This window comes from Streptomyces sp. NPDC047117, assembly GCF_040643545.1.
GTDB lineage: Bacteria > Actinomycetota > Actinomycetes > Streptomycetales > Streptomycetaceae > Streptomyces.
Map to the genome: position 1 here is coordinate 1 of NZ_JBEYUN010000028.1, position 25304 is coordinate 25304.

Annotated in this window: 21 protein-coding genes; 6 read left to right on the top strand and 15 right to left on the bottom strand. The window is 71.7% G+C overall.

Features of this window, described 5'->3' with window-relative positions; all coding sequences use genetic code 11:
• Positions 1-153: 153 nt before the first annotated feature.
• From pssA to ABZ840_RS34760, 9 genes are all read right to left on the bottom strand, one after another.
• Positions 154-999 (bottom strand): CDP-diacylglycerol--serine O-phosphatidyltransferase, encoded by an 846-nt coding sequence (pssA, locus tag ABZ840_RS34720; protein ID WP_361567063.1) that lies wholly within the window; start codon positions 997-999, stop codon positions 154-156.
• Positions 986-1633 (bottom strand): phosphatidylserine decarboxylase, encoded by a 648-nt coding sequence (locus tag ABZ840_RS34725; RefSeq protein ID WP_030612964.1) that lies wholly within the window; start codon positions 1631-1633, stop codon positions 986-988. Before ABZ840_RS34725 ends, pssA begins: the two co-directional genes overlap by 14 nt.
• Positions 1634-1802: 169 nt before the next feature.
• A complete protein-coding gene (locus ABZ840_RS34730; protein WP_361567067.1) occupies positions 1803-3008 on the bottom strand; it encodes an acyl-CoA dehydrogenase family protein in 1206 nt (401 codons plus the stop codon).
• A 2-nt stretch (positions 3009-3010) separates the two neighbouring features.
• The gene (locus ABZ840_RS34735) at positions 3011-3532 is read right to left on the bottom strand and encodes a MaoC family dehydratase (RefSeq protein WP_361567070.1); all 522 of its coding nucleotides are present in this window, start codon (positions 3530-3532) and stop codon (positions 3011-3013) included.
• Positions 3533-3536: 4 nt separating this feature from the next.
• Complete coding sequence (locus ABZ840_RS34740; RefSeq protein ID WP_361567073.1) at positions 3537-4499, bottom strand: CoA ester lyase; 963 nt, start codon at positions 4497-4499, stop codon at positions 3537-3539.
• Entirely contained in the window at positions 4496-6508 is a 2013-nt protein-coding gene (locus tag ABZ840_RS34745) for a protein meaA (protein WP_361567076.1), read from the bottom strand. The genes ABZ840_RS34740 and ABZ840_RS34745 overlap by 4 nt, the downstream gene beginning before the upstream one ends.
• 29 nt (positions 6509-6537) lie before the next feature.
• Entirely contained in the window at positions 6538-7875 is a 1338-nt protein-coding gene (gene ccrA / locus ABZ840_RS34750; protein ID WP_361567079.1) for a crotonyl-CoA carboxylase/reductase, read from the bottom strand.
• 439 nt (positions 7876-8314) lie between these two features.
• Positions 8315-9118 (bottom strand): TetR family transcriptional regulator, encoded by an 804-nt coding sequence (locus tag ABZ840_RS34755; RefSeq protein ID WP_361567082.1) that lies wholly within the window; start codon positions 9116-9118, stop codon positions 8315-8317.
• A 118-nt stretch (positions 9119-9236) separates the two neighbouring features.
• Positions 9237-11063 (bottom strand): 3-hydroxyacyl-CoA dehydrogenase family protein, encoded by a 1827-nt coding sequence (locus ABZ840_RS34760; RefSeq protein ID WP_361567084.1) that lies wholly within the window; start codon positions 11061-11063, stop codon positions 9237-9239.
• Between the two features lie 330 nt (positions 11064-11393).
• On the opposite strand from ABZ840_RS34760, the gene ABZ840_RS34765 reads away from it, so the two are divergent.
• Positions 11394-12008 (top strand): HEAT repeat domain-containing protein, encoded by a 615-nt coding sequence (locus ABZ840_RS34765; protein WP_361567087.1) that lies wholly within the window; start codon positions 11394-11396, stop codon positions 12006-12008.
• A 6-nt stretch (positions 12009-12014) separates the two neighbouring features.
• Here the strand turns inward: ABZ840_RS34765 and ABZ840_RS34770 are convergent, their stop codons facing one another.
• Positions 12015-12542: a GNAT family N-acetyltransferase gene (locus ABZ840_RS34770; protein WP_361567090.1), complete on the bottom strand. Its 528-nt coding sequence runs from the start codon at positions 12540-12542 to the stop codon at positions 12015-12017.
• A gap of 104 nt (positions 12543-12646) precedes the next feature.
• Between ABZ840_RS34770 and ABZ840_RS34775 the strand changes: the two genes are divergently transcribed.
• The gene (locus ABZ840_RS34775) at positions 12647-13408 is read left to right on the top strand and encodes an SDR family oxidoreductase (RefSeq protein WP_361567092.1); all 762 of its coding nucleotides are present in this window, start codon (positions 12647-12649) and stop codon (positions 13406-13408) included.
• Here the strand turns inward: ABZ840_RS34775 and ABZ840_RS34780 are convergent.
• From ABZ840_RS34780 to ABZ840_RS34790, 3 genes are all read right to left on the bottom strand, one after another.
• On the bottom strand, positions 13362-13772 hold the full coding sequence (locus tag ABZ840_RS34780) for a MerR family transcriptional regulator (RefSeq protein ID WP_361567095.1): 411 nt from the start codon (positions 13770-13772) through the stop codon (positions 13362-13364). The genes ABZ840_RS34775 and ABZ840_RS34780 overlap by 47 nt on opposite strands.
• Before the next feature lie 83 nt (positions 13773-13855).
• Positions 13856-14641: a metalloregulator ArsR/SmtB family transcription factor gene (locus ABZ840_RS34785; RefSeq protein WP_361567097.1), complete on the bottom strand. Its 786-nt coding sequence runs from the start codon at positions 14639-14641 to the stop codon at positions 13856-13858.
• A 120-nt stretch (positions 14642-14761) separates the two neighbouring features.
• Entirely contained in the window at positions 14762-15850 is a 1089-nt protein-coding gene (locus ABZ840_RS34790) for an Rv2578c family radical SAM protein (protein ID WP_361567100.1), read from the bottom strand.
• 156 nt (positions 15851-16006) lie between these two features.
• On the opposite strand from ABZ840_RS34790, the gene ABZ840_RS34795 reads away from it, so the two are divergent.
• From ABZ840_RS34795 to ABZ840_RS34810, 4 genes are all read left to right on the top strand, one after another.
• Positions 16007-16450: an SRPBCC family protein gene (locus tag ABZ840_RS34795; RefSeq protein WP_361567103.1), complete on the top strand. Its 444-nt coding sequence runs from the start codon at positions 16007-16009 to the stop codon at positions 16448-16450.
• A 248-nt stretch (positions 16451-16698) separates the two neighbouring features.
• A complete protein-coding gene (locus ABZ840_RS34800; protein WP_361567106.1) occupies positions 16699-19077 on the top strand; it encodes an MFS transporter in 2379 nt (792 codons plus the stop codon).
• 378 nt (positions 19078-19455) lie between these two features.
• The gene (locus tag ABZ840_RS34805) at positions 19456-21927 is read left to right on the top strand and encodes a SpoIIE family protein phosphatase (protein WP_361567259.1); all 2472 of its coding nucleotides are present in this window, start codon (positions 19456-19458) and stop codon (positions 21925-21927) included.
• Between the two features lie 74 nt (positions 21928-22001).
• Positions 22002-22727, top strand: a complete 726-nt coding sequence (locus ABZ840_RS34810) for a class I SAM-dependent methyltransferase (RefSeq protein ID WP_361567110.1) — start codon at positions 22002-22004, stop codon at positions 22725-22727.
• Between the two features lie 29 nt (positions 22728-22756).
• Here the strand turns inward: ABZ840_RS34810 and ABZ840_RS34815 are convergent, their stop codons facing one another.
• Positions 22757-23317, bottom strand: coding sequence for an adenylate kinase (locus ABZ840_RS34815; RefSeq protein ID WP_361567112.1), 561 nt, complete (start codon positions 23315-23317; stop codon positions 22757-22759).
• A gap of 50 nt (positions 23318-23367) precedes the next feature.
• Positions 23368-25296: an acetate--CoA ligase gene (gene acs / locus ABZ840_RS34820; RefSeq protein WP_361567115.1), complete on the bottom strand. Its 1929-nt coding sequence runs from the start codon at positions 25294-25296 to the stop codon at positions 23368-23370.
• Positions 25297-25304: the final 8 nt, after the last annotated feature.

Consider the following 25304-nt stretch of genomic DNA (forward strand, 5'->3'; position numbering starts at 1 on the left):
CCCCGCTCCTGCGCGGGCCCCCGTACGGCCGACGACGTGCACCGTCAGATCAAGGGCTTCGCCACGACCGGCGCGGTCGCCCCCGGTGCGGCCATATACGAACCCAAGGTTCGTACCGGGCCTCCGGCGTCGGTCATCCCGCGGCGCAGCCGCCTATGGCAGCTGTGCTGCCCTGGCCTCGCGGCGGTTGTCGCGGAAGGTGTTCACGCGGCGGGCGGTCGCGAAGAGCGGGATCATCGCGGCCGTCACGACCTGCAGCGCGCAGCCCGTCTGGAGCAGCAGCTGGCCGGCCGGCGCGTCCAGCGCCCACGCCGCGAGCATGGCCATGCTCGCCACGATCCAGGAGAGCATCGCGACTGCGAGGCGCCCCCGCGGCTTCGGGTACTCCACCCGGCTGACCATCAGCCACGCCACGCCGATGATGGCGAGGAGCGTGGGGAGGAAGGGCAGCTCCAGCAGGACGATCGCCACGACCGTCAGCGCGCCGAACGGGCTCGGCATGCCCTGGAACATGCCGTTCGGCACCGTCACGCACGAGAAGCGGGCGAGACGCAGGATCACCGCCAGCAGCACCACCACGGCCGCCACCACCGAGACCCGCTGGTTCGCGTCCTGGGCGACCATGCCCCAGGTCACGACGAAGTACGCGGGTGCCAGGCCGAAGCTGATCAGGTCGGAGAGGTTGTCGAGCTCGGCCCCCATCGCCGAGGCCCGCAGCTTGCGTGCGACCAGTCCGTCGAAGAGGTCGAAGACCGAGGCGAGCAGCATCAGGATCACGACCATGGCGGCGCTGTGCCGCGCCATGCCGCCGTCGTCCGTGCCCGTGAGGTGCGGGATGAGGACGCCGGTGGTCGTGAAGTAGACGGCCATGAAGCCGCAGATCGCGTTGCCGAGGGTGAGCGTGTCCGCTATCGACAGCCGCGTCGACAGCGGCATGTCGTCGTCCTCCTCTTCCTCGGCCACCCAGCCCGCCTGGGTATCGGGATCAATCACGGTCAAGACGAGTCACCCCCGCTGTGGTGGCCTGGCCGACCTCGACCGCGGCCTCGACGCCCTCGGGCAGGTACACGTCCACGCGCGAGCCGAAGCGGATCAGACCGATGCGCTCGCCCTGCTCGACCTTGGTGCCCTGCGGGACGTAGGGAACGATGCGGCGGGCCACCGCACCGGCGATCTGCACCATCTCCACGTCGCCGAGCTCGGTGTCGAAGTGCCAGACGACCCGCTCGTTGTTCTCGCTCTCCTTGTTGAACGCGGGAACGAAGCCGCCGGGGATGTGCTCGACGGACGTGACCGTGCCGGCCAGCGGGGCGCGGTTCACGTGGACGTTCAGCGGGCTCATGAAGATCGCGACTCGGGTGCGCCCGTCCTTCCACGGCATGATGCTCTGCACCACGCCGTCGGCCGGGGAGATGACGCGGCCCTGAGCGATGTCGCGCTCGGGGTCGCGGAAGAACCACAGCATGCCCGCCGCCAGAGCGGTGGTGGGCACGGCGACGGCGGCCCAGCGTCCCGAGCGCCGGGAGCGGGCCAGGCTGACCGCTGCCGTCGCGACGGTCGGCAGGAGCCACGGCGACGCTCCGCGCGCGAGGCGGACGCGACCGCGGTGAGCAGAGGATTGGCTGTGGGGCATGGATGACCTTCGTAGCGGAGGATGCCGCGTAGGAATGGGGGACGCGCGGCTTTCCGGGGATGCTATCGGTTGCGAGCGGCAACTGGCCAAGAGCCAACGCCAATCCGTGGCCGAAGTCCCGTGACGGGGTGTGATCTTCTTCTCGAAGAAAACACCCCGAAACGGACATTCAGCCCTGGATTCGGTACTCCTCCAGTAGCCGGCGCCCAATGATCATTTTCTGGATCTCAGCGGTACCTTCACCGATGAGCAGCATGGGCGCCTCGCGGTACAGGCGTTCGATTTCATATTCCTTGGAGAAGCCGTAACCGCCGTGGATGCGGAAGGCGTCCTCCACGACCTCCTTGCAGTACTCGGAGGCGAGGTACTTCGCCATGCCCGCTTCCAGGTCATTCCGCTGACCCGAGTCCTTCTTGCGGGCGGCGTTGACCATCATCGCATGGGCCGCCTCGACCTTTGTAGCCATTTCGGCCAATTTGAACTGGATGGCCTGATGCTTTGCGATCGGCTTACCAAAGGTGTGCCGCTGCTGCGCGTAATCCACCCCCAGTTCGAATGCACGCTGCGCGACGCCGCAGCCACGTGCCGCGACATTCACCCGGCCGACCTCGACGCCGTCCATCATGTGATAGAAACCACGTCCGGTTTCGCCGCCGAGCACGCGATTCGCGGGGATCCGGAGGTCCTGCATGATGAGCTCGGTCGTGTCGACGCCCTTGTAGCCCATCTTCTCGATCTTGCCCGGGATGGTCAGTCCGGGGCGCACCTCGCCGAAGCCGGGCTCCTTCTCCACGAGGAAGGTCGTCATCGACTTGTGCGGCGCGGTGCCCTCGGGGTGCCCCTCGTCCGTCTTGCAGAGCACGGCCACCAGCGTCGACGAGCCGCCGTTCGTCAGCCACATCTTCTGGCCGTTGAGGACGTACTCCTCGCCGTCCCGCACCCCCTTGGAGGAGATGGCGGAGACGTCCGAGCCGAGCGCCGGCTCCGACATGGAGAAGGCGCCCCGTATCTCACCGGCCGCCATCCGGGGGAGGAAGTGGTCCTTCTGCTCCTGCGTGCCGTGCTGCTTGAGCATGTAGGCGACGATGAAATGGGTGTTGATGATGCCGGAGACGCTCATCCAGCCGCGTGCGATCTCCTCGACCGTCAGCGCGTAGGTGAGCAGCGACTCGCCGAGGCCGCCGTACTCCTCGGGGATCATCAGCCCGAAGACGCCCAGTTCCTTGAGTCCCTCGACGATCTGCGTCGGGTACTCGTCCTTGTGCTCCAGCTCGGTGGCGACCGGAATGATCTCCTTGTCCACGAAATCGCGGACGGTGGAGAGGATTTCCCGCTGGATGTCCGTCAGGCCCTCGGTCTGTGCCAGGCGCGCCATGGCTACTTCTCCTTCGCCGCGGGGGTCTTCAGCTCCGGACGGCCGGGCTGCTCGCCGCCGCGCTCCTTGATGTACGTGGCCGTCGGCACCATCACCTTGCGCCGGAAGACGCAGACCAGCGTGCCGTCCTGCTTGTAGCCCCTGGTCTCGACGTGCACGATGCCGCGGTCGTTCTTCGACTTCGACGGCGTCTTGTCCAGCACGGTCGTCTCGCCGTAGATCGTGTCGCCGTGGAAGGTCGGCGCCACGTGCTTCAGCGACTCGATCTCCAGGTTGGCGATGGCCTTTCCGGAGACGTCCGGCACGGACATGCCGAGCAGCAGCGAGTAGATGTAGTTCCCGACCACCACGTTCTTGCCGAAGTCGGTCGTGGACTCGGCGTAGTTGCTGTCCATGTGCAGCGGGTGGTGGTTCATGGTGAGCAGACAGAAGAGGTGGTCGTCGTACTCGGTGACCGTCTTGCCGGGCCAGTGCTTGTACACGTCGCCGACGGTGAACTCTTCGTAGGTACGGCCGAACTGCATGTCGTCACGCCTCCGGGGCTTCGAACTTGCTGGTGCGCTTCATGCCGGCGGCGCGGCCCTTGCCGGAGATGACCAGGGCCATCTTGCGGCTGGCCTCGTCGATCATCTCGTCGCCGAGCATCGCGGAGCCCTTCTTGCCGCCCGCCTCGGAGGTGCAGTACTCGTACGCGTCGAGGATCAGCTCGGCGTGGTCGTAGTCCTCCTGCGAGGGGGAGAAGACCTCGTTGGCCGCCTCGACCTGGCCGGGGTGCAGCACCCACTTGCCGTCGAAGCCCAGCGCGGCGGCGCGCCCGGCGACCTCGCGGAAGCCGTCCACGTTCTTGATCTGGAGGTAGGGGCCGTCGATCGCCTGGAGGTCGTTGGCGCGCGCCGCCATCAGGATCTTCATCAGGATGTAGTGGTAGGCGTCGGCGCCGTAGCCGGGCGGCTGCTCGCCGACGACCAGCGACTTCATGTTGATCGACGCCATGAAGTCGGCCGGGCCGAAGATGATCGTCTCGGTGCGCGGGGAGGCCTCCGCGATCTCGTTGACGTTGTTCAGGCCCCGGGCGTTCTCGATCTGCGCCTCGATGCCGATCTTGCCGACCTCGAAGCCCATCGTCTTCTCGATCTGGGTGAGGAGCAGGTCCAGCGCCACGACCTGGGAGGCGTCCTGGACCTTGGGCAGCATGATGCAGTCCAGGTTCTGGCCCGCGCCCTCGACGACGGTCACGACGTCGCGGTAGGTCCACTCGGTCGTCCAGTCGTTGACCCGCACCACGCGCGTCTTGCCCGTCCAGTCGCCCTCGTTGAGGAACTTGACGATGGTGTGCCGGGCCTCCGGCTTGGCGAGCGGCGCGCAGGCGTCCTCCAGGTCCAGGAAGACCTGGTCGGCGGGGAGGCCCTGGGCCTTCTCCAGGAAGCGCGGGTTGCTGCCCGGGACCGCGAGGCAGGAGCGGCGCGGGCGCAGACGGTTGACGCTGGTCATGCGGGGACCTCCAGGGGGTCGAGCTTGTTCGCGGTACGGATCTCGTCGACGATACGGCCGATGATCTCCGTGATACCGAAGTCCTTAGGTGTGAAGACGGCGGCGACACCGGCCTCGCGCAGCGCTGCCGCGTCCGCCGAGGGGATGATGCCGCCGACGATGACGGGGATGTCGTCGACGCCCGTGCGGTGCAGCCGGGCCAGTACGTCCGGGACCAGCTCGGCGTGCGAGCCGGAGAGGATGGACAGGCCGACGCAGTGCACGTCCTCGGCGACGGCCGCCGAGACGATCTGCTCGGGGGTCAGCCGGATGCCCTGGTAGACCACCTCGAAGCCGGCGTCGCGGGCCCGTACGGCGATCTGCTCGGCGCCGTTGCTGTGCCCGTCCAGGCCGGGCTTGCCGACCAGCAGGCGCAGCTTGCCGCTGCCGAGGTCGGCGGCGGTACGGGCGACCTTCTCGCGGACGGCGGCGAGCGGACTGCCCGCCTCGGCGGGGACCGCCAGCGGGGCGCTGGAGACGCCCGTAGGAGCCCGGAACTCGCCGAAGACGTCCCGGAGGGCCCAGGCCCACTCCCCGGTCGTCACACCGGCCCTGGCGCACTCCAGCGTGGCCGCGAAGAGGTTGGTGTCGCCGGCCGCCGTCTTCTTCAGCGCCGACAGGGCCTCCTGGGCACGCGCCTCGTCGCGGGCGTCCCGCCACTCGTGCAGCGCCCGCACCACCCGCGCCTCGTTGTCCGGGTCCACCGTCATGATCGCGGTGTCCAGGTCGGCGGTGAGCGGGTTGGGCTCGGTGGATTCGTAGCAGTTGACGCCGACGATCTTCTCCTCGCCGGCCTCGATCCGGCCGCGCCGCTCCGCGTGCGAGCTGACCAGCTGCGACTTGAGGTAGCCGGACTCCACGGCGGCCATCGCGCCGCCCATCTCCTGGATCCGGTCGATCTCGGCCAGTGCCTCCTCGACCAGCGCGTCCACCTTCGCCTCGATGACGTGCGACCCGGCGAAGATGTCCTCGTACTCCAGCAGGTCGCTCTCGTGCGCGAGCACCTGCTGGATGCGCAGCGACCACTGCTGGTCCCAGGGGCGGGGCAGGCCCAGCGCCTCGTTCCAGGCGGGCAGCTGCACGGCACGCGCGCGGGCGTCCTTGGAGAGCGTGACGGCCAGCATTTCGAGGACGATGCGCTGGACGTTGTTCTCCGGCTGCGCCTCGGTGAGGCCGAGGGAGTTGACCTGGACGCCGTAGCGGAAGCGGCGCTGCTTGGGGTTCTCGATGCCGTACCGCTCGCGGGTGATCCGGTCCCAGATGCGGCCGAAGGCGCGCATCTTGCACATCTCCTCGACGAAGCGCACCCCCGCGTTCACGAAGAAGGAGATCCGCGCGACGACATCGCCGAACTTCTCCGGCGGCACCTGCCCGGAGTCCCGTACGGCGTCCAGCACCGCGACGGCGGTGGACATCGCGTACGCGACCTCCTGCACCGGCGTGGCCCCGGCCTCCTGGAGGTGGTAGCTGCAGATGTTGATCGGGTTCCACTTCGGGATGTGCGCCACCGTGTACGTGATCATGTCGGTGGTCAGCCGGAGGGAGGGCCCGGGCGGGAACACGTGCGTGCCCCGCGACAGGTACTCCTTCACGATGTCGTTCTGCGTGGTCCCGGACAGCTTGGAGATGTCCGCGCCCTGCTCCTCGGCGACCACCTCGTACAGCGCCAGCAGCCACATCGCGGTGGCGTTGATGGTCATCGAGGTGTTCATCTGCTCCAGCGGGATGTCCTGGAACAGCCGGCGCATGTCGCCGAGGTGGGAGACCGGGACCCCGACCCGCCCGACCTCGCCGCGGGCGAGCACGTGGTCGGGGTCGTAACCGGTCTGCGTCGGGAGGTCGAACGCGACCGACAGGCCGGTCTGGCCCTTGGCGAGGTTACGCCGGTACAGCTCGTTGGACGCCTCGGCGGTGGAGTGCCCGGCGTACGTCCGCATCAGCCACGGACGATCCTTCTGACGCTCAGTCATGGTGTCTGTCTCCAGGACGATTCCGTCGGTCAGACGTTCCGGAAGCGGTTGATCGCGTCGAGGTGCTTGGCGCGCTTCTCGTGGTCGCGCACGCCCATGCCCTCCTCGGGGGCCAGCGCGAGGACGCCGACCTTGCCCTGGTGCAGGTTGCGGTGCACGTCGTACGCGGCCTGGCCGGTCTCCTCCAGGGAGTACGTCTTCGACAGCGTCGGGTGAATCTTGCCCTTGGCGATCAGGCGGTTGGCCTCCCACGCCTCGCGGTAGTTGGCGAAGTGGGAGCCGATGATGCGCTTCAGGGACATCCACAGGTAGCGGTTGTCGTACTGGTGCATGTAGCCGGAGGTCGAGGCGCAGGTGGTGATGGTGCCGCCCTTACGGGTGACGTACACGGAGGCGCCGAAGGTCTCGCGGCCGGGGTGCTCGAAGACGATGTCGATGTCCTCGCCGCCGGTCAGCTCGCGGATGCGCTTGCCGAAGCGCTTCCACTCGCGCGGGTCCTGGTTCTCCTCGTCCTTCCAGAACTTGTAGCCCTCGGCCTTGCGGTCGATGATCGCCTCGGCGCCCATCTTCCGGCAGATCTCCGCCTTGTCCTCGCTGGAGACGACGCAGATCGGGTTGGCGCCGCCGGCCAGCGCGAACTGGGTGGCGTACGAACCGAGTCCGCCGGACGCGCCCCAGATGAGGACGTTGTCGCCCTGCTTCATGCCGGCGCCGTTGCGGGAGACCAGCTGACGGTACGCGGTGGAGTTCACCAGGCCCGGGGCCGCCGCCTCCTCCCAGCTCAGGTGGTCCGGCTTGGGCATCAGCTGGTTGGACTTCACGAGCGCGATCTCGGCGAGGCCGCCGAAGTTGGTCTCGAAGCCCCAGATGCGCTGCTCGGGGTCGAGCATCGTGTCGTTGTGGCCGTCGGAGGACTCCAGCTCGACGGAGAGGCAGTGCGCGACGACCTCGTCGCCGGGGTGCCAGGAGTTCACGCCGGGGCCGGTGCGCAGCACGACGCCGGCCAGGTCGGAGCCGATGATGTGGTACGGCAGGTCGTGGCGCTTGCTGAGGTCGCTCAGGCGGCCGTAGCGCTCCAGGAAGCTGAAGGTGGACACCGGCTCGAAGATCGAGGTCCACACGGAGTTGTAGTTGACCGAGGACGCCATGACGGCGACCAGGGCCTCGCCCGGGCCCAGCTCCGGCACCGGCACGTCTTCGAGGTGCAGCGACTTGCGCGGGTCTTTCTCGTTGCTGGGGAGGCCGGCGAACATGTCGGCCTCGTCCTTGTGCACGGTGATCGCGCGGTACGACTCGGGGATGGGCAGGTTCGCGAAGTCCTCGCGGGTGCTGTCCGGCGCGGTGATGGCGTCAAGAATGTGGTTCACGGTGTGCCTCCGGCGAAGCCATATGAGGGACGGCTTGAGGGAACGTCGGGGGTGGTGCGAAGGCGGTGCCGTCGGTTCGGCTGTGTGGTGCTCGGCAGGCGCGGGTGTGCGCGGGAGGTTGCCTGTGACGCAGGCGCCCGGGCGCGCGGACCAGTGGTTCGCGGGGACAACCGGTACGCCGAAGATCGGGGTGTACCGGCCGCCCGGACAACATCAACGTATGACACCGCGTGCCAGCCGACAAGGCACTCGGTGCCAACAATTTCTCTCAGATGTCATCCGGGCGGCACGCATGAGCAACGCGAACCACCACGAAAGCGGATGTTCCGCCCCCGCTGGAGGGGGTGCGTGATGTTTGTTACTCGCGGGTTGCATGGGAACGGGGCGCACAGCAAAGCGCCGCCACGCCCATGGCGTGACGGCGCTCGGCCGACCGGTGTCAGCGGTGCTCGCGCAGCGCCTTCTGGATCGTGCGCATGACCTCGCTGAGCGGTGCGTCCGTACGGGCCACCGTCACCAGCACCTCGCCCTCCCGGGCCGCCGTCGCGGCGGGCGGCGGGCTCGCGGGCGTCCGGCCGGCCCCGATGCCCGTGCCGAACGTCTCGCGGACGATCGCGAAGGCGTGGTCGAGCTGCGTCTCCACATCGCCCTGCGCGCCGGCCCGCAGCCAGCGCCGCAGGACGTGGTTGTGCGCGGTGACCACCGCGGAGGCGGCGACCTCGGCGAGCAGCGGGTCGTCGTTGCCCTCGCGGTGCGCGCCCTCGTCGAAGTGGCCCAGGAGGTAGCGCGTGAAGAGGCGTTCGTAACGGGCCACCGAGGCGATCTCCGCCTCGCGCAGCGTCGGCACCTCACGGGTCAGGCGGTAGCGGGCCACCGACACCGTGGGCGAGGCCGCGTACATCCGCATGACTTCCTTGATGCCGCGGCAGACCGTGTCCAGCGGGTTCTCGTGTGCCGGTGCCGCGTCCAGCACCGCCTCGGCCCGTACGAGGGTGTCGTCGTGGTCGGGGAAGATCGCCTCTTCCTTGGAGCGGAAGTGGCGGAAGAACGTCCGCCGGGCGACGCCCGCCGCCGCGGCGATCTCGTCGACCGTCGTCGCTTCGTAGCCCTTTGTCGCGAACAGCTCCATCGCCGCCGCCGCCAATTCGCGGCGCATCTTGAGCCGCTGGGCGGCCGCGCGGCGAGAGCCGGGGGTGGTGCTGTCGTTTCCGTCGGAAGGCTGCGTACGAGCGGGCTGGGACATGTGGGGACGGTACTTCATATTCCCGCGGCCTGCGGCATTCGCCCGCGGAACGGGCGGCCGGGAGGCCGCGGGCGGGCTGCCCACGGGGTCGAGCAGCCCGCCCCAGCCACCCCCGGCGTCAGCGCTTGGCGTACTCACGGAAGCCGCGGCCGGTCTTGCGGCCGAGGCAGCCCGCGGCGACGAGGTGCTCCAGCAGCGGCGCCGGGGCCAGGCCCGGGTCGCGGAACTCCTGATGCAGCACCTTCTCGATGGCCAGCGAGACGTCCAGGCCCACCACGTCGAGCAGTTCGAACGGGCCCATCGGGTAACCGCCGCCCAGCTTCATCGCGGCGTCGATGTCGTCCGGCGAGGCGTAGTGCTCCTGGACCATCTTCACCGCGTTGTTCAGGTACGGGAAGAGCAGCGCGTTCACGATGAAGCCCGCCCGGTCGCCGCAGTCCACGGGGTGCTTGCGGACCTTGGCGCACACCGCCCGCACGGTGGCGTGCACGTCGTCGGCGGTCAGCACGGTCCGGACGACCTCGACCAGCTTCATGGCGGGCGCCGGGTTGAAGAAGTGCATCCCGATGACGTCCTGCGGGCGCGAGGTGGCCCGCGCGCACGCCACGACCGGCAGCGAGGAGGTGGTGGTGGCCAGCACCGCGCCCGGCTTGCAGACCTTGTCCAGCGTCGCGAACAGCTGCTGCTTGACCGCCAGGTCCTCGGCCACCGCCTCGACGGCGAGGTCCACGTCGGCGAAGGCGTCCAGCGAGTCCGCCGGGGTGATCGCCGCCAGCGCCGCGTCCCGGGCCTCCTCGGTCATCCGGCCCTTGGCCACCGACCGGTTCAGCGACTTCTCGACCAGACCCTTGGCCCGGTCCGCCTTCTCCTGGCTGCGGGCCGCGAGCACGACCTCGAAGCCGGACTTCGCGAAGACCTCCGCGATGCCGCTCGCCATCGTCCCGGACCCGGCCACGCCGACGCTGCGCACCGTGCGCGAGGCGGCCTGCTCGTGCTGCTCGGCGGGGGTCCCGCCGTCCGGCACGACCGTCGCGGAACCGGGCGTCTCGTACGTGTAGAAGCCGCGGCCCGCCTTGCGGCCGGTCAGCCCGGCCTCGGCGAGGTGGCCGAGGATCGGCGCGGGCGCGTGCAGCCGGTCGTGCGAGGCCGCGTACATCGCCTGCAGCACCGTGCGCGCGGTGTCGATGCCGATCAGGTCCAGCAGTGCCAACGGCCCCATGGGCAGGCCGCAGCCCAGCCGCATGGCCGCGTCGATGTCCTCACGCGTGGCGTACTTCGACTCGTACATGGCGGCCGCCTGGTTCAGGTAGCCGAAGAGCAGGCCGTCGGCGACGAAGCCGGGGCGGTCGCCCACCGCGATCGGGTCCTTGCCCAGCTCGCGGGCGAGCTCGGTGACGGCGGCGACGGCGGTCGGCGCGGTCAGCACCGAGGAGGCCACCTCGACCAGCTTCATGACCGGCGCCGGGGCGAAGAAGTGCAGGCCGACCACGCGCTCGGGGCGCTGCGAGTCGGCGGCCAGCCGGGTCACCGAGAGCGAGTTGGTGCCGGTGGCCAGCACGGTGTCCGGGCGGACGATGCCGTCCAGGGCGGTGAGGATCTGCCGCTTGAGCTCGTAGTCCTCCGGCACCACCTCGATCACCAGGTCGGCGTCGGCGGCGGCCTGCAGGTCGGAGAAGGTACGGAAGCGGGCGAGCACATCGGCCCGCTCGCGCTCGGTGAGCCGCTCGCGGCGCACGGCGCGGGCGGTGGACGATTCCAGTGCGGTGACGGAGCGGCGCACCGCGGCGTCGTCGATGTCGATGCCGATGACCTCGCGGCCGGCGCGGGCGAGCACCTCGGCGATGCCGGTGCCCATCGTGCCCAGGCCGACGACGGCGACGGTGGCGATGCCGGACGCGGCGGTGGCGGGGGACAGGGGCGAATCAGGGGTGGACGAGAAGCCCATCACGAGACTCCAGAGGGTGTTCCCCTGCGAACAGGGGAGAAGTGACGACTGAGGGTGAGCGCACACGCGGTCGACGCGGTCGAAGGGCGCGTACGGAGGGAGCTGCGCGGCGGACCCTGTCCCGGGATCGCTGCCGGTCACTCGCTGTGTGTCGTGCGTTGCGGTGCCGAACCGACTTCACTCTTGGCGGCTGCGTCACCAGGCCGCCCGAGCAGGGGTGCTGCTCGTGCCAGCAGATTAACTCGCGGGTAACGGCAAGCGCCAGGGGGAAGAGGGGGAATTAATCTGTGGCGCGGGCCACGCCGAGGCAGTGGGGGAGGAGCCACACAAATGGAAGAGCACTTCCACGAGTTGACCGACCGGGTACGGGGCGAGCTGCAGTCACCGGCCGACCTCGTCACGTACGAACGCCTGCTGGGCCTCGCCCGCAAGAACACCCCGGCCGGGCGCGAGGAGCTGGCCAGAATGCTCACCGCCGTCGAGCGTCCCCTGTGGACCCGCGAGATCGCCGCCTTCTCGCTCGGCTGCGCCGGTGACCGCCGCGCCTTCGAGACGCTCGTCCTGTTGCTGAACTACCGCGACCCCGTCCGCTGCGCCACCGCCGCGCACGCGCTGGCCCGCCTCGGCGACCCCCGTACGGCACGCGCCGCCGCGGCCCTCGCCACCAACCCCCTCCGCACCGCGTACGCCCTGCATCCCGTGCGCCTGCTGGTGGATCTCCGCGCCCCCGAGTCCGTCCCGGCGCTGATCTCCACTCTCGAACGCCTCCTCACCCCGCACACCCCCTACTGGCGCGTGGCACTGGCCTGCGTGGAGGGTCTGGGCGCGCTCGGCGACCGGCGCGCCGTCCCGGCCCTCACCTCGGCCCTGGACCACCCGCGGCTGGCGGCCGCGGCGGCGGCCTCCCTGGCGAGGCTGGACAGCGGGCGCAACGGCCGCGGCTGACCGGCGCTACAGAGAGCGGGCGTACCGGACCTCCGGTACGAGCGCGCCGGCCAGCTCCTCGGCGTCCTCCGCGCCGTCCGGGGCGAAGCCCGCGCGCTCGTAGAAGTGGCGCGCGCGGGCGTTGTGCTTGAGCACCCACAGGCGCATGCCGGAGTAACCGCGCTCCCTGGTGAGGTCGAGGGACGCGGTCATCAGCGCGCGGCCGATGCCGGTGCCGGCCTGCTCGGGCCGTACGTACAGCGCGTACAGCTCCGCGTGCGCGGGGTCCCGCCGGCCGGTCGTCTCGTCGCGGTACGGCCCGAACGCGGCCCAGCCGGTCACCGAACCGGCCTGCTCCGCCACGAGGTTGACCACCCCGGCCGGTGCTTCGCTGAAGAACTCCCGCCGCCGCTGCGCCTCTTCGGCGATGTCCAGCCCGTCCAGGAAGTGCTGGGGCACCAGCCCGGCGTATGCCCACTGCCAGCCCCGGACCCTGATCGCGCAGACCGCTCCGATGTCGTCCTCGGCCATCCGCCGTATCCGCAGCTCACCCATGGGGGCAGGCTAGGCGCGCGGGACACGGGTGTCGTGGGCATTTCGGGGGCGCGTCGCCGGGGAGTTGACCTTGACGCAGGCGGCAGGGTTCCAGACTGCCCGGCATGAGCGCAGAGAAGCAGGAGTTCGACGGGCGGGTCGTGGTGGTCACCGGGGCCGGGACCGGCATCGGGCGGGCCATCGCACGGGCCTTCGTGGCGGCGGGGGCGCGCGTGGTGGCGGTCGGGCGGCGCCCGGAGCCGCTGGCGGAGGCCGCGACCGGCCACCCGGCGATGACGCCGTACGCCGTCGACATCACCGCCGACGGGGCCCCGGAGCGGATCGCGGACCATGTGATCGCCACGCACGGGCGGCTGGACGTCCTGGTCAACAACGCGGGGATCGTGCGCAGCGGGGCGCTGGGGACCTGCACGAAGGAGTCGATCGGGCCGCAGCTCGCGACCAACCTGGTGGCGCCCGTGCTGCTGACACAGGCGGCGCTGCCGCACCTGGAGCGCGCCGGCGGCGTCGTGGTCAACGTCTCGACGGCCGTCGGCCAGCGCGCCTGGCCCGGCAACGCCGTCTACGCCGCGAGCAAGGCCGGACTCGACACGCTCACCCGCAGCTGGGCGGTGGAGCTGGCGCCGCGTGGCATACGGGTCGTCGGGGTCGCCCCCGGCGCCGTCGAGACGCCGATCGGCGAGCACCAGGGACTGTCGGCGGAACGCATGGCGGCAGTCCGCGCCTGGCAGATCGACCACACCCCGCTGGGCCGGCTGGGCGGCCCGGAGGAGGTGGCGGCGGCGGTGCTGCGGCTGGCCTGCCCGGAGGCCGCGTTCGTCACGGGCGCGATCCTGCCGGTGGACGGGGGCGCGATGGTGGCGTGAGCGGCGCCTCGGGCGGAGCCTGCGCCGCGTCCAGCGCGCGGGCCAGCCGGTCGCGGGCCTCCGTCTGCGCGGCGATCCGCGCGTCGATCAGGGCGAGCCGGTCCCGGGCGATGCGCAGGCCCTCGGGGGACGGCGGCGCGGTCGTCATGTCGCCGTCCAGGCAGCCCGCGAAGCACCGCACGTCGGCCAGCGTGAGCCCGGCGTCGAGCAGGTGCCGGATGTTCCGGACCCGTACCGCTGCCCGCTCGTCGTAGACGCGGTAGCCGTTGGCCTCGCGTACGGAGCCGATCAGCCCCTCTTGCTCGTAGTGACGCAGCGCCCGGGGCGTCGCCCCCGTGACCGCCGCCAGCTCCCCGATCCGCACCGGCCCAGCGTACGGGGGCGGGTGTCCGGGTGGTTTCTGACGGGTGGTTCCCGGCAGCCGGCAGCGGCCTGCCGTGGGGCGGGTCAGGCCTTTTCGAGGATCGTCTTCAGCTCCGACAGCATCATGGTCCAGCCACCGCTGACGCCCTCCAGCATCTTGGAGTCGGCCGAGGTGAAGCCGTCGTGGGTGATGGTCAGCTTCACGCCCAGCTCCGGCTCCTCGGCCGGTTCGATGTCGAAGGTGACCTTCGAGCGTTCCTTGACGGCCTCGGCGAACTCCGCGTCGCTCATGCCGAACATCTCCTGATGCATCGGCTGCAGCGTGTGCCAGGTGTAGGCGAGCCGCCTGCCGGGCTCCGCCTCGATGACGACCTGGCCGAGGTCCTGCGGCTCGCCGCCGTCCTCGACCGGCCACAGCACCTTGGAGCCGACCTGCCAGTCGGAGGAGGGTGCCCAGCCGCCGTGGTACTGCTTCAGGAACTCCGGGCTGGTCAGCCCCTCCCAGAGCTTCTCGGGCGTGGTGTGGATGTAGATCGTGTAGACGAACTCCGGCTTGGTCATCGCCGTTCCTTCCAGGGCGTGCTTCAGGTTGCTGAGCGCGGCCATCCGGCCTCGCTCGTACTGGCCGATCCAGCGGTCGGCGATTTCGTGGAGGGGTACGGGGTTGAGGTAGTGCAGCCTCTCCCGGCCGCGTCGGACCGTCGTGACCAAACCGGCCCCCACCAGGAGCGCCAGGTGCTTGGACACTGCCTGTCTGGACATCCCCAGCCCTGCCGACAGCTCGCGCAGGCTCTGCCCGTTTCGTTCGTTCAGCCGATCCAGCAGCCGCCGGCGGCTCGCGTCCGCGAGCGCCTTGAACACCTCGTCCATGTCGGTCCATCCCCTCACCATCAGATTGGCAACCTTTTGGTTGCGCGTCAAGCCGGCGCGGCGCGTGGCCGGCCGCAGAGGGTGCAGGTTCCGGCGCCGGCGCCGTACCGCCCGGGGGCGTCAGAGCAGCGTCAGCTGGGTGGCCTCGGCCGCCGCGGGGCCGGTGGGGGAGGGCAGGTCCGCGGGGCCGGCCTGGGCCGGTACCCGGGGCGCCGGGCGGGGCGCGACGCGGCGGTGCTCGGCGGCGTGTGCGGGGCCGATGCCGTACTCGGCGGCCAGCTCGTGGACCTGGCGGGTGATCCGCCGCTGGTACCACTTCGGGGCGTACGCGCCGTCCGCGTACAGGCGCTCGTACCGCCGCACCAGATGGGGGTGATGGCGCTCCAGCCAGGCCATGAACCACTCGCGGGCGCCCGGCCGGAGGTGCAGCACCAGCGGCGTCACGGAGGACGCGCCGGCCGCCGCGACCGCCCGTACGGTGGCCCGCAGCTGATCGGGGTGGTCGCCCAGGAACGGGATCACGGGGGCCATCAGGACGCCGCAGCCGATGCCGTGCTCGGTCAGGGTGCGGACGGCGTCCAGGCGGCGCTCCGGGGACGGCGTACCGGGCTCCACCGTGCGCCACAGCTCGCGGTCCAGGAAGCCGACCGACATCGAGATGCCGACGTCGGTGACCTCGGCGGCGGCGCGCAGCAGGTCGAGGTCGCGGAGGATCAGCGTGCCCTTGGTGAGGATCGAGAAGGGGTTCGCGTGGTCCCGGAGGGCGCCGATGATGCCGGGCATCAGGCGGTACCGGCCCTCGGCCCGCTGGTAGCAGTCGACGTTGGTGCCCATGGCGATGTGCTCGCCGCGCCAGCGTCTGCCGGACAGCTCGCGTCTCAGCAGGTCGGGCGCGTTGACCTTGACTACGATCTGGCTGTCGAAGCCGAGCCCGGTGTCCAGGTCGAGATAGCTGTGGGTGCGCCTGGCGAAGCAGTACACGCAGGCGTGCGTGCAGCCCCTGTAGGGGTTCACCGTCCATTCGAACGGCATGCGGGAGGCGCCCGGGACCCGGTTCACGATCGACCGGGCCCGTACCTCGTGGAACGTCACCCCGCGGAACTCCGGGGTGTCGATGGTCCGGCTGACCACGTCCGTGCCGAAGAGCGCGGGCGTGCGCGGCGGACCTGACGGGTCCGCCGAGCCCTCGCTCAAGTTCTCCCAGCGCATCGCGCCTCCTCATGGGTGCTGCGGCCCCCGCCGATCGATAATAGAACAGACGTTCCCATCGGTGCTGTCAACCCGGATTTGGGCGCGCCGCCCGGGAGTGGTTGGCTTGCCGCACACCGCACCACCAGCAAGCGAGCACCCTGGAGGGCAGCACACATGGGCCAGGTCGAGGCCACCACGCAGCGCGAGATCGCGGCGAACCCGGACGACGTCTTCGACGCGCTCGCGGACTACTCCGGCACCCGCCCGAAGCTGCTGCCCGAGCACTTCAGCGAGTACGAGGTCCGCGAGGGCGGCGACGGCAAGGGCACGCTGGTGCACTGGAAGCTCCAGGCGACCAGCAAGCGCATCCGTGACTGCCTGCTGGAGGTCGACGAGCCGACCGACGGCCAGCTGGTGGAGAAGGACCGCAACTCCTCGATGGTCACCACCTGGACCGTCACCCCCGCGGGCGAGCAGCGGGCCCGGGTCGTCGTCACCACCACCTGGCAGGGCGCGGGCGGCGTCGGCGGCTTCTTCGAGCGCACCTTCGCGCCCAAGGGCCTCGGCCGGATCTACGACGCGATGCTCGCCAACCTCGCGGCGCACACGGAGAAGTGACCGCGCCCGCGGGGGAGCGGGAGCCGGGCCACGCGCCTCACCGGATCGAGTGGTTTCCCACCCTGCCCGCATGACGCGCGCCGCCCGCGGCCGACGGGCTAAAGCCCTGATGGGGGCCGGACGTGCCGCCCCCGTAAGGCCGTTGGCGGCGCAATCTGCCCCGTACGCTCCGTTTCGTCACGCTTGATCGCAGTTGTCGCCCGATGCGAGAACAGGGCGCGGCACAGGCGTGACGAGGGGAGCAGCACGTGGGAGGGACCACACTGGCGGAGCCGGACGGGAGGTCGGGGCCACCGGCGTCCGGCGCGGCCACGGCCGGACCGGACGCGGCGCGGCCCGCCGAGCCCGGCCCCGCGGAGACGGAGCGGCCCGGACCCCGCCGCGTCCGTACGGCGACCGCGCTCGGTCTGGCCCCGGCGCTGCTCCTCGCGGCTCTGGGCCAGACCGTCGTGGCCGGCCCGCTCCCGGAGCTCGCCGGCCGGCTGGCCGGCACCGACCGGACCGCGTGGCTGGTGCCCGCGTACCTCCTCGCCTCGGCCGTGGCCCTGCCCCTGTACGGCAGGCTCGGCGACCGCTTCGGCCGCAAGCCGGCGCTCCTCCTCGCCCTCCTCGTCTTCGTGGCCGGCTCCGCGCTGGCCACCCGTGCGCACACGATGGACGCACTGCTCGCCGGCCGCGCCCTTCAGGGCCTCGGCGCCGGCGGCATCATGGGCGGCGTACAGGCGCTGGCCTCGGAGACCGAGCCGCGCCGGGCACGCGTCCGCGCCACGGTCCTCACCGGCGCCGCCTACGGGCTCGCCACCGCCGCGGGCCCGCTCGTCGGCGGCCTCCTCGCCGAACACGCCTCGTGGCGCTGGTGCTTCGGCGCCAACGTGCCCCTCGGGCTCTTCGCCCTCCTCGTGGTGGCCGTCGCCCTGAAGGTGCCCCGGCCCGCCCGGCGGCCGGGGACCGATCCCGTGGGCGTCCTGCTGCTCGCCGCGTTCTCCGTGTGCGTGATCCTGCTCGCCTGCTGGGCCGGCACGGAGCACGCCTGGGATTCGCGGGTCGTGCTCGGCCTCTCCTGCGGCGCGCTCGGCAGCGCCCTCCTCCTCGCGGCCGTCGGGTACTTCACCGCCGAACCGATCCTTCCGCCGCGCCTCCTCCGCGACCGGACGTTCCTCGCCACCGGTGCCGTCGGCGCGGCGGCCGGCGCCGCGCTCCTCGGGGCCGTCGTACACCTTCCGGCCTTCCTCCAAGGGCCCGGCGGCACTTCGGCCCTCGAAGGCGCGCTGCCGCTGCTCCCGATGGCGGGCGGCTTCGTCCTGGCGGCGGCCGTCGCCGGCCGGCTCACCGGCCGCACCGGTCACCACAAGCTGTTCCCGGTACTGGGCTGCGCCCTCGCCGCCGAAGGCATGTGGCTCCTCTCCCACCTCCGGGCGGACACCGCACACGCCACCGTGGCGCTCTGGACGGCCATCCTCGGGTTCGGCCTCGGCTTCGTCCTGCCGGTCCTCCCCGTGGCCGTGCGGCAGGCCGAGCGCCCCGACGGCTCCACCACCGCCCTCGCCGCCGGTGCGTACGCGCGACAGCTCGGCGCCGCCGCCGGCGCGGCCGCCCTCGGTGCCGTGCTCGCCGTACGGGCGGCCGGACCGCTCCACGAAGGCCACGTTGCCGCCCACGCCGAGGCCGTGCCCGGCCTCCTGCGCCTCCTCGTGCCCGTGCTCCTCCTCGGGCTGTTGCTCGCCTTCTTCCTCAAGGAGAACCCCCAGGTGTCCCACGCTGCCTACTCCCCGCACGACCCGCAGACCGCCCCGGGCGAGGGCGGCGCGGAGGCCGTCGCGACCGTCCCGGCGGCCCGCACCGCGCCCGCCGCCGCCCCGTACTCCCCGGCCGGCGTGCCCGTCTGCGGCACCGTGCAGCACCACGACGGCTCCGTCGTGCCGCGCGCCGCGCTCACCCTCATCGACGTCACCGGGCGGCAGATCGGGCGCGGCGCGACCGGCGAGGACGGGCGGTACGCGCTGAGCACCCCGGGCGCCGGGTCGTACGTGCTGATCGCGGCGGCCGGCGGCCATCAGCCCCGGGCCGTCAGCGTCACGGTGGGGGACCGGCCGGTCGACCTGGACGTGGTCCTCGGCGGCGCGGGGCGGCTCGCGGGCACGGTCACCACGGCCGACGGCACGCCCGTGCGCGACGCCATGGTGACGCTGACGGACGTGCGGGGCGAGGTGGTGGCCACGACGCGCAGCGGACGCGAGGGCGGGTACGTGATCGGCGAGCTGGTGGCGGGGGAGTACACGCTCGCCTCCAGCGCCCCCGCCTTCCGGCCGGCCGCGTTGCCGGTGACCGTCCAGGCGGCCCGCGAGACCCGCCAGGACGTCGAACTGGCGGGCGGGGCCGTGCTGCGCGGCACCGTACGGGCCGGCGGCGGGCGCCCCGTGGAGGACGCCCGGGTCACGCTCCTGGACGCGGGCGGCAACGTCGTGGACACCGCGACCACGGGCCCCGACGGCCTCTTCCGCTTCGTGGACATGGCCGCGGGCGAGTACACCGTGGTCGCCGCCGGCTATCCGCCGGTGGCCACGGTGCTCCAGGTGGCGGGCGGCGGCCGGACGGAACGCGATCTCCAACTCGGGCACGAGGACTGACCGCCGGCCCCGGACGGCACGCCGCGAGGCACCCGGAGCGCGGCACTCCGGAGTGCACGCGCGTCCACGGGGCGCACTCGGCGGAAATATGCACCTTCGTGCGTCCACGGCCCCCGCGACGCGCTCCTTTCCGCTACGGTCCCGTGCTCGTGGACGACGGTCGTCCACGGGACCGGCGGGAGGTGTGCGGGCGATGGGAAAAGCGTGTGTGTCGTGGAGTAACGCGAGGCAGGACGCCCTTCGGCCGCGGTACGGCACTTCCCGGAATGCGCCCCGTCAGGCAGCGTGTGGCCGTACCGTGGTAGCGGGACGCAGATCATGCGTACGCGTACGAAGGAGCAACCGCCCATGGAGCGTGGCCCGTCGCACGGCGACGACATGGTGAGCGCGGCACAGGGGGTGCCCGCGCCGCGGGACCCCGAGCCCGGCCGGATCCCCCTGGCCGTCGTCGTGGTCGATGCCCGCGGGCTGGTCTCCCACTGGAGCCGCGGCGCGCGCCGGCTCTTCGGTCCCTCGCGCGAGGAGGCGGTGGGCGCGCCCGCCGTGGAGCTGATGCCCGTCTCCGGGGCGCTGGGCTCGGACGAGTGGAGCGGCCCGGACGGCGTCGAGGACCCGCACGGCCCCGACCTGGAGTCCGCGCTCGGCGGCGAGACCTCCTACCCGCGGGCCGGGCGGGCCCGTACGGCGGATCCGGAGCGCGGCCGGGTCGACATCCTGTGGTGGGCATACCCCCTGGTCGGGCCCGGCCCCGAGCGGCTGCTCGTGCTGGCCGCCGACGCGGGGCAGCTGCACGGCGAGGGCGAGGAGCAGGAGGGGCGGGACCGGGAGCGGTACGCGCCGGGTTTCGCGCTGCACACGGACTTCCCCGGCTCCCAGGAGCTGGCCCGGCGGCTGCCCGAGATCCTGCCGAGCATGAGCCCGCAGGACAGCGCCCGGATCGTCTCCCAGGTGCTCGAACTGGGCTATCCCGTACTGGAGATCAGTCAGCAGGAGCGCTTTCCGGTCACGCCGGACTGGGGTGTGCCCCGGCGTGTGGAGCGGCGGGCCCGGCTGCTGCGCGCCGCCTCCGAGGAGGCCGCCGATCCGCAGGCCGCGGCGGCGGCCGCCGCCGAACTGGCGTCGGACCTCGAATACGCCGCGGTCCGCGAGCGCCTGGAGTTCCTGAACGAGGTCAGCGGCCGCATCGGCTCCTCGCTGGACCTGGCCCGCACGATCCAGGAGGTCAGCGAGGCCGTCGTGCCCCGCTTCACCGACGTCGCGGGCACGTATCTGCGCGAGCAGGTCATCGCGGGCGAGGGCTTCCCCGACGGCCCGCCGGACACCACGACCATGTGGCACCGCGTGGCGCTGGAGCACAACGACGAGCCGGGCCGCTGGGACGACGTGGTGCCGGTCGGCGAGTCGATGCCGTTCCCGGCGCACACCCCGTTCTTCCAGTGCATGACCACCGGTGAGCCCGTGCTGATCCCGCGGATCAGCGAGGAGATGGGCAACGCCATCGCGGCGCAGTTCGAGAAGCGCGACATCAGTCCGCTGATCAACCTGCGTTCCATGCTGGTCGTCCCGCTGAAGGCGCGGAACGTCGTCCTGGGGTTCATGATCCTGCTGCGCCACCCGGAGCGCGCGGAGTTCAACGACATGGACCGGGTCACGGGCGCCGAACTGGCCGCGCGTGCGGGCCTGGTGCTCGACAACGCCCGTATGTACACGTACCAGGAGAACGTCGCGGAGACGCTGCAGGACAGCATGCTCCCGCACATCGAGCCCCGGATGGCGGGCTGCGACACCGCCACCCGTTATCTGCCGGGCACCCGCCTCGGCCGGGTCGGCGGCGACTGGTTCGACACCATCAAGCTGCCCGGCTCCCGTACGGCGCTGGTGGTCGGCGACGTCATGGGGCACGGGCTGAACTCCGCAGCGATGATGGGGCAGTTGCGGACCGCCGTACAGACCATGGCCGCCATCGACATGCCGCCGGCGCAGCTGCTGCGCAGTCTGGACGACCTGGCTCAGCGCCTCGGCGACAACTACCTGGCGACGTGTCTGTACGTCGTCTACGACCCGATCGGGTCCCGGCTGACCATCGCCAACGCCGGGCACATCCCGCCTGTCGTCGTGCGCGCGGCGGACGGCCGCAGCGAGCTGCTGGACCTGCCGACGGGCGCCCCGATCGGCGTCGGCGGGGTGCCCTTCGAGGCGGTGACCCTGCCGGTCGCGCCCGGTGACCGGCTCGTGCTGTGCACGGACGGCCTGGTGGAGGTGCGCGGCGAGGACATCGGCGTCGGGATGGCCGCGCTCGCCGAGTCCGCTGCACACCCGGCAGCCTCCATGGACGACGCCTGCGACATGATCATCCGGTCGCTCGCGGCGACCCTGAACGAGGGCCGGGGCGGCCGCAAGGACGACGTCGCGCTGCTGATGGCCCGGCTGAACGGCATCGAGCGCGCGGACGTGGCCGAGTGGCGGCTGCCCATAGCGGCGAGCGAGGTCTCCCGGGCCCGCCGGCTGGTCCGCGGCCAGCTCGCCGTCTGGGGTCTGGAGTCCGCGTCGGACACCGCCGAGCTGCTGGTCAGCGAGGTCGTGACCAATGCCGTACGGCACGCGCACACGCAGCACGTCGTGCTGCGCCTGGTGCGGACGGACGCGCTGCTCTGCGAGGTGTCGGACGACGACCACAGCCTGCCGCAGCTGCTGAGCGTGAAGGACGACGACGAATTCGGGCGCGGGCTGCGGGTGGTGAGCAGGCTGGCCCGGGAGTGGGGCACGAGCCGTACGTCCACGGGCAAGACGGTGTGGTTCGAGCAGACGCTGCCGAGGACACGTCGGGGAGCAGGCTCGAACAAGAGGTGAAAGATCGACTACCACTCTTGAAAGAAGTGTTATCACTCTTGCGGCCTGGCGAAGCTCGGCAGTAGCAATTGGCCATGAGCGCGTCGAGGCACGGATCAACGGCATGGGAAGGCTTCTGGCGCGATGCGCCGGCGGGCGAGGGCGAGGTGTTCTGGGACGCGGCGCCCGCACAGGCGGTCGCGCTCCATCTCCCGCTCTTCGAGGAGCACTTCGACGCGGGGCTGCCCGTCATCGATCTCGGGTGCGGAAATGGCACACAGACCCGCTTTCTGGCCGAACGGTACCCGCGTGTGATCGGCATTGACGTCTCGGCTTCCGCAATTGACCGGGCTCGGTGCGAGGACCCTGCCCACCTGGCCGAATACCGACAGGTCGATGCCGTGGACACCGGCCAGACGACGGCGCTGCACGAGGATGTGGGCGATGCCAATGTCTACATGCGCGGAGTACTGCACCAGTGCGCCCCCGAGGACCGCCCGGCCATCGTCGCGAACATCGCCCGCCTTCTCGGCGCCCGCGGCAGACTCTTCCTCGTGGAGCCGTCCGAGGACGCCAAGAACGTCCTGATGTCCCTGGTGCAGCGCCCGGGCGGCCCGCCGCCCAGAGTGCGCGCCATCTTCCAGCACGGCATCGCGCCCGCCGAGATGCCGGACGGCTCCATACCGGACCTGCTGACCACCCACGGCCTGGAGACGGCCGGCTCCGGCCGCCTCCCCCTGATCACCACCGAAATCCGCCCCGACGGCACCGCCGTCGAGGTCCCGACCAACTGGCTGGTGGCGAGGCCCCGGACGGCGTGAGACCGGTACGCGGGTGACCGCCGCCGGGCTCAGGCGGGGTCGGCCGCGGTGGTGACGGCGTCCTGTACCCGCTCGGCGATCTCCGCCACCGAGCCGTCGGCGTCGACCGTCACCAGCAGGTCCGCGTACGTCGCCAGCAGCGGTGCGGTCTGCCGGCGGTACACCTCCAGTCGGTTGCGGATGACGTCCTCGGTGTCGTCGGGGCGGCCGCGGCCCAGCAGGCGGTCCACCACGACCTCCTCGGGCACGGCGAATTCCAGTACGGCGGTCAGCCCGGTGCCGTCCGCGGCCAGCAGGTCCGCGAGCACGCCGGCCTGCCGGACGGTGCGCGGATAGCCGTCGAGCAGGAAGCCGTCGCGGGCGTCGGGTTCGGCCAGCCGCCCGCGCACCATGTCATCGGTCAGCTCGTCGGGGACGAGGTCGCCGGCGTCGAGGTAGCGCCGGGCGGCCCGGCCCAGCCAGGTGCCGTCCGCGAGGTGGGCCCGGAACAGGTCGCCGGTGGACAGGTGCGGGACGCCGAGCCGTTCGCTCAGCACGGCCGCCTGGGTGCCTTTGCCCGCGCCGGGCGGGCCGATGAGCACGAAGCGCATGGGTGAGGGTGCCTTTCGGGAGGGGGAGGGGCGGGAAGAGCGCGGGCGCGTCAGCCGTCGGCGAGGCCCTGCTGGATCGAGGCCATGACGGAGGCGTCGGCCAGCGTGGTGACGTCCCCGATCTCGCGGTTGTCCGCCACGTCCCGCAGCAGCCGCCGCATGATCTTGCCCGAGCGGGTCTTCGGCAGCTCCGGCACGACCATGATCTGCCGGGGCTTGGCGATCGGCCCGATCTCCGCGGCCACGTGGGCGCGCAGCGGGCCCACGACGTCCGTGCCGCCCGGCGCGCTGCCGCGCAGGACGACGTACGCGACGACGGCCTGCCCGGTGGTCGCGTCGGCCGCGCCGACCACGGCGGCCTCGGCCACGCTCGGGTGCGAGACCAGCGCCGACTCGACCTCTGCGGTGGAGATGCGGTGCCCGGAGACGTTCATGACGTCGTCCACCCGGCCCAGCAGCCAGATGTCGCGGTCCTCGTCGTAGCGCGCGCCGTCACCGGCGAAGTAGTAGCCCTGGCGGGCAAATCGCGACCAGTACGTCTCGCGGAACCGCTCCTCGTCGCCCCAGATGCCGCGCAGCATCGCGGGCCACGGCCGGTCCAGTACGAGGTAGCCGCTCTCGCCGCGGCCGACCGGTTCGCCCCGGTCGTTGACGACGGCGGCCGAGATGCCGGGCAGCGGGGCCTGTGCCGAGCCGGGCTTGGGCGGCTTCGCGTCCGCCTCCGTGGGCAGCGGAGAGATCATGACGGCGCCGGTCTCGGTCTGCCACCAGGTGTCCACGACGGGTGTCCGGTCGCCGCCCAGGTGCGTGCGGTACCACCGCCACGCCTCGGGGTTGATCGGCTCGCCGACGCTGCCCAGCACCCGCAGCGTCGACAGGTCGTACCGGCCCGGCAGCTCCTCGCCCCACTTCATGAAGGAGCGGATCAGGGTGGGCGCGGTGTAGTAGAGCGAGACGCCGTACTTCTGGATGATCTCGAAGTGCCGCCCCTCGTGCGGGGTGTTGGGCGTGCCCTCGTAGAGGACGGAGGTCGCGCGGTTGGCCAGCGGTCCGTACACGATGTAGGTGTGTCCGGTGATCCAGCCGACGTCGGCGGTGCACCAGTAGACGTCGACGCCGGGGCGGTGGTCGAAGACGGTGCGGTGGGTGTAGGCGGCCTGGGTGAGGTAGCCGCCGGAGGTGTGCAGAATGCCCTTGGGGCTGCCGGTCGTGCCCGAGGTGTAGAGGATGAACAGCGGGTGCTCGGCGTCGAACGCCACCGCCTCGTGCATGTCGGACTGCGCGTCCACCAGCTCGTGCCACCACAGGTCGCGCCCCTCGGCCCACGCCACTTCGCTGCCGGTGCGCCGGACGACGAGCACGTGCTCGATGCTCGGGGTGTGTGCCGTGGCCTCGTCCGTACCGTCCTTCATCGGTACGGCGGTGCCCCTGCGGTACTGCCCGTCCGCCGTGATCAGCAGTTTCGCCCCGGCGTCCGTGATGCGGGACCGCAGCGCCGCCGGCGAGAATCCGCCGAACACCACGCTGTGCGGCAGCCCGAGCCGCGCGCAGGCCAGCATCGCGAACACCGCCTCGGGGATCATCGGCAGCTGGATGGCCACCCGGTCGCCGGCCGTCAGGCCCAGCGAGAGCAGGGCGTTGGCGGTGCGGCACACCTCGCGCCGGAGGTCGGCATAGGTGATCGTGCGGGTGTCGCCCGGCTCGCCCTCCCAGTGGAAGGCGACCTGCTCGCCGTGGCCGTCCGCGACGTGGCGGTCGACGCAGTTGTACGCGACGTTCAGCCGGCCGCCGGAGAACCACTGCGCGAACGGGGCGTCGGACCAGTCCAGCACCTCGGCCCACGGCCGTTCCCAGTGCAGCCGCCGGGCCTGCCCGGCCCAGAAGGCCGTCAGTGCCGGGTCGGACTGGGCGAGCGGATCGCCGGCCGGGCCGGACTGCGCGGTGCCGGCGGTCTGTTCGGTGGGCGGCGGGACGGACATGAGGGGGC

What these genes read in the sequence shown, in the direction of transcription:
- ABZ840_RS34730 (WP_361567067.1), bottom strand. Translation starts at nt 3,008, where the DNA reads ATGGCGCGCCTGGCACAGACCGAGGGCCTGACGGACATCCAGCGGGAA.
- ABZ840_RS34760 (WP_361567084.1), bottom strand. Translation starts at nt 11,063, where the DNA reads ATGGGCTTCTCGTCCACCCCTGATTCGCCCCTGTCCCCCGCCACCGCC.
- ABZ840_RS34790 (WP_361567100.1), bottom strand. Translation starts at nt 15,850, where the DNA reads ATGCGCTGGGAGAACTTGAGCGAGGGCTCGGCGGACCCGTCAGGTCCG.
- ABZ840_RS34785 (WP_361567097.1), bottom strand. Translation starts at nt 14,641, where the DNA reads ATGGACGAGGTGTTCAAGGCGCTCGCGGACGCGAGCCGCCGGCGGCTG.
- ABZ840_RS34775 (WP_361567092.1), top strand. Translation starts at nt 12,647, where the DNA reads ATGAGCGCAGAGAAGCAGGAGTTCGACGGGCGGGTCGTGGTGGTCACC.
- ABZ840_RS34755 (WP_361567082.1), bottom strand. Translation starts at nt 9,118, where the DNA reads ATGTCCCAGCCCGCTCGTACGCAGCCTTCCGACGGAAACGACAGCACC.
- ABZ840_RS34725 (WP_030612964.1), bottom strand. Translation starts at nt 1,633, where the DNA reads ATGCCCCACAGCCAATCCTCTGCTCACCGCGGTCGCGTCCGCCTCGCG.
- ABZ840_RS34770 (WP_361567090.1), bottom strand. Translation starts at nt 12,542, where the DNA reads ATGGGTGAGCTGCGGATACGGCGGATGGCCGAGGACGACATCGGAGCG.
- ABZ840_RS34810 (WP_361567110.1), top strand. Translation starts at nt 22,002, where the DNA reads ATGAGCGCGTCGAGGCACGGATCAACGGCATGGGAAGGCTTCTGGCGC.
- ABZ840_RS34805 (WP_361567259.1), top strand. Translation starts at nt 19,456, where the DNA reads ATGGTGAGCGCGGCACAGGGGGTGCCCGCGCCGCGGGACCCCGAGCCC.
- ABZ840_RS34745 (WP_361567076.1), bottom strand. Translation starts at nt 6,508, where the DNA reads ATGACTGAGCGTCAGAAGGATCGTCCGTGGCTGATGCGGACGTACGCC.
- ABZ840_RS34735 (WP_361567070.1), bottom strand. Translation starts at nt 3,532, where the DNA reads ATGCAGTTCGGCCGTACCTACGAAGAGTTCACCGTCGGCGACGTGTAC.
- ABZ840_RS34795 (WP_361567103.1), top strand. Translation starts at nt 16,007, where the DNA reads ATGGGCCAGGTCGAGGCCACCACGCAGCGCGAGATCGCGGCGAACCCG.
- acs (WP_361567115.1), bottom strand. Translation starts at nt 25,296, where the DNA reads ATGTCCGTCCCGCCGCCCACCGAACAGACCGCCGGCACCGCGCAGTCC.
- ABZ840_RS34765 (WP_361567087.1), top strand. Translation starts at nt 11,394, where the DNA reads ATGGAAGAGCACTTCCACGAGTTGACCGACCGGGTACGGGGCGAGCTG.
- ABZ840_RS34740 (WP_361567073.1), bottom strand. Translation starts at nt 4,499, where the DNA reads ATGACCAGCGTCAACCGTCTGCGCCCGCGCCGCTCCTGCCTCGCGGTC.
- ABZ840_RS34815 (WP_361567112.1), bottom strand. Translation starts at nt 23,317, where the DNA reads ATGCGCTTCGTGCTCATCGGCCCGCCCGGCGCGGGCAAAGGCACCCAG.